Here is a 13,500-nt window from a genome sequence, read left to right on the forward strand (position 1 = left end):
TCTTCATGCTTAACCATTCGTTTTTGACAACATTTCAATGACCTCTTTAGTGTTTCCGAACCAGCTTTTGCCGGTTCTATTGTTTAACTTTTAATCTTTCGGTAAAAATTTACCGAAGTATTGATCTGATATTACATTAAATATATTGGCATGCCAGTTTTTGGTATAATTAACATTTTCAAAAACCTGCTCCATCGTAAGGTTACTAGCCAATTCATCGGATACATCCAAATAATCAGCACATGAAGTCAACGTCAAACATGACGCCGCAAATAACGAAAATAGATATCTTTTCATATTAATATTCACAAATTAAAAAGTTAACTCAAGTCCTACAGTCCAAGTCATATTAATAGGGTATTTAATTCCAGCTCCTGCCGATCCCAATTCCGGATCCCACATTTTTACATGATCCCATACAGCCAGGTTATTTCCTTGTATATAGATACGGGCCTGCTTCATAAGACATTTTTTCAACCATTCCTTATCAAAATTATATCCAACCTCCAGATTCTTCAAACGCAGGAAGGAAGCATCCCGATACCACCATGTGCTATTATAGGTATTGTGAACAAAATTCTCAGTATGCAGTCGTGGGAACATCACATTGGTATTCGTCGGATCATTACTACTCCAATGGTTCATAGCCTCACAACGGACAGAACCTAATTTACCTTGATTAAAAGGTATAAAATGAGTAGAACCATTCAGATTAATAGCTGTATTAGTTACTCCTTGGAAAAATACGCCTGCATAAATTCCTTTATACTCAACATTCAGTCCAAATCCATACACAATTTCCGGATTTTCCGAATAAAAATCATGATCATAGGTAGCATCGTAACTATCTATCTTCTTATCACCATTCAAATCTCTATATTTAATATCACCCGGTCGCACACCACCACTAGGAACAGGCATACCTTCTTTCAAAGTATATTGTTTACTACCTGTAGTAGGATCCACCACAATATCAAAATCATCTTCAGCATACAAACCATCAGCAATATACAATTGAGGCTTACCTAAAATATTACCGGTGTATCGTTGATAATCATAGAGAGGAGCAACTTCATCATATTCTATGACTTTATTATGAGCATAAGTAAAATTACCACGGAAAGACAAAACCCAATCACGAATATTCTGTCTAAACACGATATTTCCATCAACTCCCATATTCTTTACCTTACCAAAATTTTGCCAAGGACTCTGACGAAAACCGGCAACACTACTTACCGTCTTACGTTGCATTAAAATGTTTCGGCGATCATTGCGGAATACATCTACACTCATATCAAAACGCCCGTCAAAAAGTCCCAAATCAATACCCACATTTTTCTTTTCTTCTATTTCCCAAGAAAGGAAAGGAGCCTCAAACAAATTTTCAACGATTCCACCATGTCCGTTACTTACCCCACCGTTAGGGCCATCCGAAAAACCAAAATTATAACCTGGAGCACCTTGATTCAAAGACCCTCTATAAGGGAAACGCGTACTTCCGATATTGTCATTACCCGTCAATCCATAAGAAGCTCTCAGTTTCAATTTATTTATCACATCAGAACAACTTTGCATAAAAGCTTCATTACTGATATACCAGGCAGCACCAACAGCCGGGAAAATACCCCAACGATGGCCTTTTGCAAAATTTTCACTTCCAGTCATACCAAAACTTCCTTCCAGCATATAACGCCCGTCATATCCGTAAGACACACGTGATACAAAACTCTGTTTTTTAAACGGAAGACCATCACCTTGAGTCTGACGCTCCTTTTGCATATAAAGTAACATACCACTTACATCGTGCACGTCATTGAAAACCCGCTTATAATTGAGTGAACCTTCCAAATAGATTCGCTTTTCACCACCAGTACCGTTGTTTATCGGATCTGTCAGATTCGGTTTTCCCTCATTGACCATTATATATTGTCTCACTCCATCCACAACCTCCAATCTATATGATTTAGGTTCCTTCGTACGTCTCGTTTGTGAATAATAATCAGCATCAAAACTACCGGACAGTTTAAGACTCAATCCTTTGGTTATAAAATCCAATTTCTGGTCCAATGTCAATTTAGACTGAATAAAAGCTTCCCAATTATCCTGATAACCGGATTCGTTCAACTTATTGTATGGGTTGGCTGTTTCATTCATATTATTATACAGCTTAGACTCTGAAATAGTTCCATCCGAGAAAATTAACGGAAACTCATTAGGTGCAAAAGAAAACAGACTACCCCAAATTGATTCAGTGCTTATACCCGGATAATGAGAATCTGTATATTGGCCACTGATATCTACAGAAAGTAATGTAGTCTTGGTAACATCAATATCTATATTGGAACGAATGTTGTATCGGCTTAATCCAATATTGGCATCGTACAAGTCGGAGGCTTTAGATTCGTAAATTCCATCTTCATGATAAAAAGCGCCTGAAACAAAGTAACGCACCCGTTCGCCACCTCCACGAAGATTCAGAGTCACTCGCTGGTTAAAACTTTGATCCTTCAACAAACTTAAAAAATCGGCATCTGGATACAAATCCGGATCTGCTCCAGTACGATACATTTCCAGTACCTCATCCGAATAAGGAGCGACAAAGCCTTTAGTAGGATTACCTGCATTCTCCCAAGCTGCTTCGTTATACAACCGGGCATAGTCATACGATCCCATCAGACGAGGCAAACGAGTCGGCTTGTTCATTCCAAATTCAGCTCGTACATCCAACGTCGGTTTCTGAGATTTACCACGTTTAGAAGTAATCAAAACAACACCATTGGCTCCTTCGGCACCATATACGGCAGTAGCAGCCGCATCCTTCAGAACAGTAAAGGTTTCTATCTCGTCCACACCGATATCAGACATACTACGGGGAACACCATCGACCAAAACCAACGGGGAAGTTCCACCAGCAAAAGAACTGATACCACGTATCCAGAATTGAGCATCGTCCCTACCCGGCTCACCAGAACGCTGTACGGCCAACACACCTGCTATCTGACCAGCCAGATTATTGGTCAAGCTTCGGGTAGGCATCTGAAGTTCCTTGGAAGAAATACTATTGACAGATGAAACTACACTTTCTTTCTTCTGCTGGCCATAACCTATAATTACGACATCTTCCAAATTAGTTGAAGATTCCAACATTTTGACATTTATTGCAGCTGAACTTTTGATTTCCCGTTCTTCCTGATTGTATCCAATATAACTGAAGACCAATATCTGCCCCACTTTAGCTTTAATTGAATACCGTCCGTTAACATCCGTAATGACTCCAGTATTCGAACCTTTAATCTGAACGGTAGCTCCAATTACGGGATTACCATCACCATCTGTCACCAAACCGGAAATTGTTGAACCTTTAGCAGAACCTGGTACCTGCGTCACTTCCGATTCAACATCTGTTGTTTTTTTCAGCAATATCTGCCGATCATTGATTTCATAAGCCACATTCGTTCCTGCCAGGATCTGATCCAGAATCTGGGAGACACTTTGCTTGTCGGCATTCACCGAAACCTTCTTTGAAGTATCGAGCAAGTCGGAACGATACATGAAGATGAATTCACTCTGTTTTTCAATGGTTTGAAGAACGGTTTTAATAGAGACGTTCTTCAACTGGAATGTAAAAGTCTGATTTTGTGCGTAGGCCAAATTGCCTGCGTAACTAAAAATTGTGGTTAATAAAAATCCCACAGCAAGCATAAATTTCGTTAACCGAGGCTTCATGATTGCGCTTTTCATTATCTTTTTCATAAATTTGTCATAGATTTTATTATAACACATTTTGGTGTTCTTCACGGGTCCGTACAATATTCGCAGTATTGTACGGACTTTTCTTTTGTTTATACGTAGTATTTTATGTACTCATAGGCTCAATTTTAACGTTATACATCGGGTTATTACTCTCGTCTTTCATGGTTCGTCATCGTGCTGAAGATGCAGGACATACGCATCGGCCTGCTTCGTACAGATGAATCCGCCCGTAAGCGACAGGTTACGGAGAGCTTCTTCCACGCCACGTTGCAGGTCAATCTTGCCGGCAATTCTTATATCCCTAATATCTTCACCACAAACAATTTGCACATCATAATAACGGCTCAGATCGTCTACGATATCTCCTATGGTACCGTTGTTCAAAGGCAAAATGCCTTTGGTCCACAGGATATAGTCGGCAGCATCCACCGCTTCCGTGTGTATGGCTCCCTCAGCCGGTACAACCGCCTTATTGTCGGGCGTCAGTTTCGCTTCGGCACCGGAACCGCTTTTCACGTTCACCATTCCACGAAGTAAAACAATTTCACCAGACTCAGCTTCATTACTATAAGCTTTGACGTCGAAAGCGGTACCCAACACTTCTACATCGAAACGCGCCGTCTTCACGACAAACGGCGCCGTTTCGTCGCGGCGCACATCAATATAGATTTCACCGTCTACAAAAATCTCACGACGGTTCTTCTCAAAACGTTTCGGATAAACGACTTTCGTGCCCGAATTGATATAGAGTTCCGAACCATCGGCCAATATCAGACGGCCGAACCGCCCTTTCGGTACAATAATCTGGTCGTAAGGATCATCCGGTACCTCAGTCTTCTCCACTTCCGCTTCATCCACTTGGATACCGCCATCCTGCTGATAAGTCACCGTACCGCCGTCTTTCACCCGAAGGGTCTGCTCGGGAGCGACTATCAGCTGGATTTCGTCTGTTTCCACCGTCTTTTCCATCATACGGGCCGCAACAACCGACAAATCGGGCTGCTGTTCCCAGTAATGTCCCACGCCCAGCCAAATGCAACCTGCCAGCAATGCTGCCGCCGACACACTGCCCCACACCATCATCCGACGCTTGCTGCGGCGGGCATCGATGCTGCGGTCAATCCGGCGCCACAACTCGTTCATCTCCTGTTGCGAGGAGGTATCTTCCTGAACCCGGAAGTAAGTTACCAGCCGGGACAGTACGCGCTTTATGTCACTTATTTCGTATTTCATAAATCGGCCTTTGTATCTAGAATGGATTCGCATGAAAAACCTACTCACTTATCAGGAACTTTTTTTCAGAAAAATAAAAAAAGGCTGCAAATGCCTCCAAACGCCCGCAATATTTCACTCCAATCTTGGACATAAGATAAAAAATACTTTTATTTGCAAAAGAATTTCCAAAAATGAAAGACATAACAAGCATCGAACAGACAGACGACACCACCCTGTGGCACCTCCTGACCGAAGGAGACCGCAAGGCGCTGGAGGTAATCTACCAACGGTATTACGTCCTGCTGTTGAATTATGGCTTGAAATGTACTTCCGACCGCGAGCTGATCAAGGACTGCATCCACGACCTCTTTGTCCACCTCTATCACAATACCCGCATCAACATCGAAGGCATCACCGTACGGGCCTATCTGCTGAAAGCATTGAAGAACAACCTGTTCAATAAGCTTGTCGGACTGGAGCGGGAAAGGGATTCGCTGGATGCTTCTTCGTTTGAGATACCAAACGACGAAGACCTCTTCGAACAGATGTTTCCGCAAAACGACCGGGATTTTGCACTGGCCCAACACTTGCTGAAAGCCATCGCGCAGTTGCCTCCACATCAGAAGACAGCCCTCTACCTGCGCTACGTCAAGGAGCTTTCGCACAAAGAAATAGCGGCCATCATGGACATCAACGAACAGTCGTCCATGAATCTGACCAACCGCGCCCTGCTCAAGCTCCGTTCCCTGATGGGGAAAGACGGCATGACCTTGGGCGTATGCCAGACCATCCTCTTGCTGAAATCGTTCTGGGTTCTGGCTTAAAAGCATCGTAACAAACGAAAACAGGGCGTTCCATCTGTTTCCCCTATAAGGAAACGAGCGTTCCCTCTATTAGGGAACAACAGTTCCCCTATGAGGAAACGGGAGTTACCATGCTAGGGAACGAGCGTTTCCATGCGCTGGGAACGGGCGTTCCCTACAAGGGAAACGAAGACATCCGTGTATCTTACCTGCCCAAAGAAAGCATGACACCTCGCTCTATCAAAAAAGAAAAGGCTGCATCAGGATGACAATTCATCCTGATGCAGCCTTTTCCCTTATTTCAGGAACAGACTCAATCGGCAATTACCGAGAACTCGGCACCACCGGCAAAGTCGGCTCCATTCTGCGAGCTCAAGCCCGTAAAACGGATATAGCGGGCGCGCACAGGCTTGTCCAGCATCACGCGCTGTTCCTTCTTGCCCTTACCGAAAGTCCCTTTAGTCACTTCGGTCCAGTTCTTGCCGTCCATGCTTGTATGCAGGCTGTAGTCCTTGATGTTTCCGTTGTTTCCACCGTCCTGGCGGGGCAGGTAGACAAAGCCCTTGATGGTCTTCACCTCACCGGCATCGAAGTCCACCCAGTGGGGATACTTGGCCACGGTCACGGAATACATCGTATGCCATGTTGTGCTCGGATTGCCGTCCACCAGATGGGAAGCGGCTCCTTCGCCGGTCTCCTCGCTCGAAGCATAGACCACCGTCATCGGGATGCTCTCCAGCTTCTCGAACTTCATGCTGACAGATACGGCCTTATTGTCTTTGTAACGGGCTGTCACCACACCACCTTCGCGCAGGTTGAAGGGTTCGATGTAGAGATATTCCTTCTTCTTGCCGTCCAGCGTATAGACAATCTCCGCATCCTTTTTCTGCGACGAGATGGTTACTTCACCGTTGCGGCTGCGCGAGATGGACAGCGGCATTTCGCCTGATACCGACACGCGGGCCGTCTCGGTAAAGTCAGCCTGACGCACGGGGCGGATGATGAAGCTCATGTTGTGGTCGCCGGCCTTCATACGGTCGGGTTCCAGCGGGCCGCCCTGACCACAGCTGTTACCACCCAAGCCGGTCACACCCAAGTCGATGTGCAGGTGAGTACCCGTAGACTTGGGCAATTGGTATGGGTGCGGGGCCAGCGTCATTTCCAAAGCCGACCAGGGCAGAGCGGAAGCCGACATGCGGGTACCAGCCACAAACTCCACACCATCGCCCTTGGCATCGGTCAGAGCACACCAGCGGACATCCTCGCGGTTACCCATGCTCTGCGGTTTGGGGAAGTTTACAAAGAGGTCTTTCACCAGACTCTGATGCTGCTCGATGAACGAACCCGTCAGACGGTCATTATAGTTGTTCCACGGACCACGGCCGTACCACGTGTACTGCTGGAGTTCGGCAGGAAGTTCCATCACATAACCCAGACGGGCCAGCACCAGCGACGGGTCGTTCGACGTAATGCTCGACTGGAGTTCTACCGAACCGTCGGGATAGACGGTCCATATCTGGTTGGTGACGAACTTGAAGTCGTTCGGACCGAAGGGACGGTCAGTCAGTTCCTTTATGGAGTTACGGCCGGAGTTACCTCCCTCAAGTACAGCTGCGTTCGGCGCCTGTGACTCGACGGTGTACATCAGCTGAACCGTATTGTCACCCTTCTGCTTGGCGTTGACCCACGCATAGTTCAGGACTTTGTGTTTCAGGTTGTGCAAGCCTTTCTCGAACCATTGTCCGCGTGCCCAGTTGTCGTTGTCCACCGGTGCGCGGAGAGCGTCAAGTTTCGGACCCTTGCCGTCGAGGATGACCTTGCGGCCGTTGTATTCCATACTATAGATGGTACCTTCGCGGTTGTCAAACTTCAACGTGAAGCCGTTGCCCGATACGGTAGTGAAGTCTTCGGCTTCCTCTACCGACGGACGCTCCATCGAAGCCGTCACAGCGGCCAAAGCAGGCTTCTCGCCGGCAGCCTTCACGGGCAGCTGTTCTTCCATCTGTACGAAACCCTTCTTGGCCCAAGGCATATCCTGAGCCAGCAGGAACTGCACCTTCACGAAGTACTCGCTTTCGGGAGCCAGCTTGCTGTAGTCGTAAGGCAGGGTGTAGGCCACCTTCTCACGCGGGCCGAGGATGCTGCGCGGGCCCTTGAAGGCAGTGCTTTCCTCAATCTTCTTTCCATCCTTCCACAACGACCATACCATATAGACATCGGTCAGCGGCTCGAAGTAACGCTTGTTGAAGACTTCAATCTGTCCCTTCGTCATGTCCACCGCCTTGACGCCTACGTTCTGATAAACCTTCTTCACTTCGTAGTACTGAGGTTTGGGCTGATGGCCAGGGAAGAGGATACCGTTCATACAGAACATACCGCTATTGGGCTTGTCGCCGAAGTCGCCTCCGTAGGCCAGGTAGCGGTCGCCCGTCTTCGGGTCGTAGTTGTAGAGCGCTTGGTCCACCCAGTCCCAGATAGCGGCTCCGCAGAAGAAGTTGGTCGACTCGATGGCTTCCCAGTAGTCGATGAGATTGCCCACGGCGTTACCCATCGAGTGGGCGTATTCGGATACGTGGAAGGGGTACTTGATGTCGTACTTGCCTGTCACGGCACCACGCATCCACGCGATGGACGGATACTGGTTGGAACCCATATCCACAATTTTGTTGTTGCGTTCGTACTGAACGGGGCGCGAGGGATCGAACTGATGGAGGGCGTTGTAGGCTGTCACAAAGTTCTTGCCCGGTCCAGCCTCATTGCCCAGCGACCAGATGACCACCGACGGATGGTTGACGTGTGCATGTGCCAGCTCCATGACGCGGGCCACGTGGGCAGCCTCAAACTCAGGCACGTGCGACAGGGATGCTTCACCATAATAATATTCGTGACTTTCGATGTTGGCCTCATCCTCCAGATAGATGCCATACTTGTCGCAGAGGTAGTACCAGTGCGGATCGTTGGAGTAGTGCGAGTTGCGCACATGATTGATGTTGCCACGCTTCATCAGCATGATTTCCTCTTCCATCTGCTTCACCGTGATGGCGTTGCCTGTAGCCGGATTGATTTCCTGACGGTTCACACCTTTCAGCTTCACCGTCTTGCCGTTCACGTAGTAGTAGCGTCCGGCCAGTCCGAACTCGTCTTCGCTGGCAGGCGTATCCTTGATTTCGACCTTGCAGAAGCCCAAGGCAGTGGAGAATGTCTCTACGACACGGCCTTTCTTGTCCTTCAGCTGGCCCACCAGTACATAACGATAGGGAGCTTCGGCCGACCACTTGCGCGGACTGGGTACGGCTATCTCTGTCTTCGAACAGAGTTTGCCACCCTTCTCCATTTCGTCCAATTTATACGTGCCGCCTACTCCTTCCACCAGCTCATTGTCATCCGAATAAAGCTTGTTGGCATAGAGCGAATAGGTCAGTGTATATCCTTTTACCTTCTTCTTGCTCAGATTGCGGAGGTCGGCCTCAACGCGAAGGGTACCGTCTTCATAGTTGGCATCCAAGTCGGGGAAAACGCGGAAGTCGCGCACCTGTACCTGCGACGTCGATGTCAGCGAAACGGTACGAAAGATACCCGGCAGGCGGAACATATCCTGCGCCTCAAGGAAGGAGCCATCCGAATTACGATAGACCTCAACAGCCACCATGTTGTCGCCCTTCTCGTTCAGATAAGGCGTGATATCGAACGAAGCCGTATTGCGCGAGTTCTTCGAGAACCCCACGTAATGCCCGTTGATCCAAAGGTAGAAGAAAGAAGAAACACCGTCGAAGTTGATGTACACCTCGCGTCCTTCCCAACCGGCAGGGATGGTGAACGAACGGCGGTAGGAACCTACCTCGTTGCGGTGCTTGTAGGTCACCCAGTCGGTAGGCGGCGTACGCATCACGCCTCCCTTCCAGTCGTCCACGGCCACCTTATGCTGGAAGATGACCGGCTGGTTGGCATAGATGGGCACTCCGTACTTCAGACTGCCATCCTTCTGGATACCCACCACATTCCATTGCATCGGCACGGTCACATCGTCCCATCCCGTTACATCAAACTCGGGTTTATAAAAATCGGTCGGACGTTCCTCTGGGTTACCCACCCAATGGAACTTCCAGTCACCATTCAACGACTGATAATAACTGCTGTGCTCGGGCAGGACGCGCCGTGCACTTTCCACATCGGCAAATGTAAAGAACCACGCCCGCGGCTGTTCCTTGTTCAGCGCCAGCTCCTCGGGAGCTTCCCACTCCTTGCCTGTCGGTGCCTCGGCCTGACCGTAGGCGAACCCCTTCAGCCCGGCCTCCTGAGCGACACTGCCCAACGTCCCCAACAAGAGAAAGATAGATACTAAGATTTTTTTCATAAAAACGATTGATTATATTATAAATTACGGGAAACAAAAGTACGACTTTTTTCCATACGAAGCCACCCTACCCCTCTATAAACCAAACTCTTTTTCACTTTTTTCTATGATTTATCCGTTCTTTTTACTACCTTAGCCGACAATTTTATAAAATGTAAGGTTCTGATACGGAAGAAACATGAAACAAAAGGAAGGAAACATATCTGCTACGGAAAACAACTTTCTGGAAGTATTGGAACGTTCGTACAAAGCCCATTACAACCTGCTCTACAACTACGGCCTGAAGTTTGTCAACGATGCCGACCTGATTGAAGACTTCATTCAAGACATCTTCGTCCGCCTCTGTAAGCGGGGTGACCTGCACGACATCGACGATTTGAAGATTTACCTCCTCCGCGCCATGCGCAACATGGCCTACGACTATTACGCCGCCCGCCACGACAACCTATCCGTCGACGACATCGAGTTCTCGCTATCCGACGACGAGGACGCTTTCCGCCGCTTCTTTACCAAAGACGATGAAGAAGTCCGCCAATACCACTCCCTGCAGAAAGCCATCAACAGCCTGCCTCCCCAGCAGAAGCAGATACTCTACCTCTTCTACATCAAAGACCTATCACACAAGGAAATTGCCGAGATTCTGGACATCACCCCCCAAGCCTCCATGAACTCGGTATCGAAGGCATTGCGGAGGTTGAGGGAGATGTTACTGTAGTTTAAAAGAAGAAAAGCATCGTTTTAAACGAGTTAAAGCGATGCTTTCCTGCAGATATCTCATGAAACCATTACCTGATTTCCGCCATTTCCGGATATGGAAGAATCTCAAGTGCATTCAGTAAAGCGCCATTGGCTGTCTGCCTCAACCCTAACACCAATACATTCTTCTTTCCTCCAAAGTTCAACCAGCACTCGGGCAAAAAATATTCACGTTGTGGTCCTGCTTCCCAATGACGACCTATATTGTGTCCATTAAGCCACATATAGCCGTTGCCAGATGCATTAATACGAGCCAACCAAGGAATCCAAACTCCTTTCTTCTGTTCAGGAAGTTCGAACTCTATACGATACCAGGTAAACAATCCGTCTGCAACAGACTTAGGCTGAATGCCATTACCTTTTCGAGGAACTTTACATTGCACATCCAAGTTTACGGTTTCCCAATCTTTCGGCGCAAAGCCCGGGAGATTCCATCCTTTACTTATACCAGCGACATCGGCAGAGAAATCCCATTCCAAAGGATGTGTCAAAGCTGTTTCAGTAACAGACAAACCAGCTTCCCGTATACCGGCCAATTCTTCCATTGGGAAATAGCCATGGGCATGCCCCAGATTTTCATATACCACAACAATCTCATTTTCACCTACACAGAGGGTGCCGGAGACATCAAAACGATTGTCATATTCATCTGGACGAATCTGCTGGAAACAATCACGAGTAGTCCAAGATTGTGCATCTGCATGATCAGGGAAAAGGCGTTTGACATTCTTCCCATTAACTTGCACCGAGACAATATCTCTGGTATACATATTAAATAACAAGAAACGCTCCTTTGCAACCTGATTGGCATCCAACGTCACCTTAGCACGATACAAACTATAACGAAAATCGTTCACGCCCAGGTCCGATAAGGAAACCAAACGATGTAAATGCATCCAATCTGCATTTCCGACACAATCTTCTTTTTTCTTTACGGATGCTATACGAATGGAAGCGGGTACTTTTGAAGGCCGTTTGGGTTGAGCTGCCTTATGAGGCCACCACTCACCCTGACTCGGACGTTTACCTGAAGGGATAACCAAAACCTTTGTATCCAACGCATTCAGTTCATAAGTCACTTCGACAGGTTCAAGAGCCAAAGTTCCATTCTCTCCATCATCATGCACATCTATCAGTACTTTTTCTCCATGCTGATTAATATTGTACATCGGTTTCGAGGGACGCTTCATTTTTCCCGGCAAAAGACGTACTGTTCCTTTAATTGACTTTTGAGGATCGGTATTATGCAGAAACACAAAACGTGTACCATCAATTCCAACACGAATACCACCAAACAATGATTCCGGAGCTCCTTCAAGCGTACATGGACCACCTTCGGAACGAATCAAAGAGTGTTCAAACGTATGAATAAACTCACCGATGGCCTGAGCTTCAAAATATTTTGGACCACGTGCACCATTTTCCCTGATCGCCGCATTATAATCATAACTGGTCGTCATACCTCTTGCGCCCCAACCGGCAAAATGAGTACCACCAAAAAACATATAATAATTTATTCCTGTAGCCCCTCCCAACAAAGACATCAAACCAACGGCCTTGAAATGGCGCGCATCCGAATAATGATCCTCACTTAAACCACCTGTTACCAATGAAAACCACCCACCTTGAAGTTCAGTCACAAATCCAGGAGCATCAGGCTGCGCCTTTTTAAGTTCAGCCATACGGTAGGCACAATCTGGAGCTGACGAAAGACCTACATAGTAATTATCACTATCAAAGACCTGTGACAGTTCCTCATCCTTACTACTTCGGCATTCATTGGTCAAACACGTAAATATAGGAACATCCCATCCACTGTCACGAACAGATTTATACAATGCTTTCAAAAGCTTTTCTTTCCCATAACATCCGTGATGGTTATACTCATTCTCTATCTGAATAAGGATAATACCTTTCTCTCCCACAGATTTACGGGTCAACTGCTCATCTGCCAACGCTTTGCATACAGCATCAAACCAATGTTTGCACCAACGGATGTGTTGTTCATCTGCACTTCTCAACCAAAACTCCTTGTAACTTGACGGACGAAATTTTGCCAGCCAACGAGGATACCCCCCACCCGAATATTCAGCACAAATAAATGGTCCAGGACGGACAATGGTATACAAACCAAACTCATCTTGAGCCATCTTCAACCAACGTTTAAGATCTGCGAAATCAAAATGGCTATTATCTTCAGGACTTGCCGGCATAGTACGTTCATGCCAATTCCAAGGAACATACGTCTCAACCGTATTAAAACCAGCAGCTTTAATGTCACGGAAACGATCGCGCCACAACTCCTCCGGGCAGCGGAAATAATGAAAAGCCGCACTATAGACAAACATATCTTTACCATCAATCGTCATACACGAGCCATCGTAACGGATTCGGTCTGGATTAAGAAACTTCTTTTGAGAAGAATTTTCCAAAAGAGATTCAGTTGTTTTACCTTCCTGTGCAAAAAGTATACAAGAATTCAATAAACATCCCAACAATAACCATACAATAAATAAACGTCTCATTTAAATATATCTTATTTTATCGTTAATAATTCAATGATAAATCGATAAGTTATCGAACCTTCCCACCACATACTAAAATTTGTATTCCACA

Annotated in this window: 7 protein-coding genes; 3 read left to right on the plus strand and 4 right to left on the minus strand. The window is 46.7% G+C overall.

Annotated elements, in window-relative coordinates; translation table 11 throughout:
* Nucleotides 1-312: 312 nt before the first annotated feature.
* Together RDO88_RS13260 and RDO88_RS13265 are read right to left on the minus strand one after the other, a co-directional pair.
* On the minus strand, nucleotides 313-3,756 hold the full coding sequence (locus tag RDO88_RS13260) for a SusC/RagA family TonB-linked outer membrane protein (protein WP_307759811.1): 3,444 nt from the start codon (nucleotides 3,754-3,756) through the stop codon (nucleotides 313-315).
* A gap of 159 nt (nucleotides 3,757-3,915) precedes the next feature.
* The gene (locus RDO88_RS13265; protein WP_307759812.1) at nucleotides 3,916-4,989 is read right to left on the minus strand and encodes a FecR domain-containing protein; all 1,074 of its coding nucleotides are present in this window, start codon (nucleotides 4,987-4,989) and stop codon (nucleotides 3,916-3,918) included.
* Nucleotides 4,990-5,162: 173 nt separating this feature from the next.
* Between RDO88_RS13265 and RDO88_RS13270 the strand changes: the two genes are divergently transcribed.
* Both RDO88_RS13270 and RDO88_RS13275 read left to right on the plus strand, forming a co-directional pair.
* Nucleotides 5,163-5,795 carry a sigma-70 family RNA polymerase sigma factor gene (locus tag RDO88_RS13270; RefSeq protein ID WP_307759813.1) on the plus strand — a complete coding sequence of 211 codons (633 nt, stop codon included), beginning with the start codon at nucleotides 5,163-5,165 and terminating at the stop codon, nucleotides 5,793-5,795.
* A gap of 110 nt (nucleotides 5,796-5,905) precedes the next feature.
* Nucleotides 5,906-6,043, plus strand: a complete 138-nt coding sequence (locus RDO88_RS13275) for a hypothetical protein (protein WP_307759814.1) — start codon at nucleotides 5,906-5,908, stop codon at nucleotides 6,041-6,043.
* Nucleotides 6,044-6,087: 44 nt separating this feature from the next.
* Here the strand turns inward: RDO88_RS13275 and RDO88_RS13280 are convergent, their stop codons facing one another.
* Nucleotides 6,088-10,128: a glycoside hydrolase family 2 TIM barrel-domain containing protein gene (locus RDO88_RS13280; protein ID WP_307759815.1), complete on the minus strand. Its 4,041-nt coding sequence runs from the start codon at nucleotides 10,126-10,128 to the stop codon at nucleotides 6,088-6,090.
* Nucleotides 10,129-10,306: 178 nt separating this feature from the next.
* Here RDO88_RS13280 and RDO88_RS13285 point away from each other — a divergent pair, with 178 nt between their 5' ends.
* Nucleotides 10,307-10,843 carry a sigma-70 family RNA polymerase sigma factor gene (locus RDO88_RS13285; protein WP_307759816.1) on the plus strand — a complete coding sequence of 179 codons (537 nt, stop codon included), beginning with the start codon at nucleotides 10,307-10,309 and terminating at the stop codon, nucleotides 10,841-10,843.
* 70 nt (nucleotides 10,844-10,913) lie between these two features.
* On the opposite strand, the gene RDO88_RS13290 is transcribed toward RDO88_RS13285, so the two are convergent.
* The gene (locus RDO88_RS13290; protein ID WP_307759817.1) at nucleotides 10,914-13,409 is read right to left on the minus strand and encodes a beta-galactosidase; all 2,496 of its coding nucleotides are present in this window, start codon (nucleotides 13,407-13,409) and stop codon (nucleotides 10,914-10,916) included.
* Nucleotides 13,410-13,500 lie beyond the last annotated feature (91 nt).

Origin of the sequence: uncultured Mediterranea sp., assembly GCF_902493215.1 — a bacterium.
Taxonomy (GTDB): domain Bacteria; phylum Bacteroidota; class Bacteroidia; order Bacteroidales; family Bacteroidaceae; genus Bacteroides.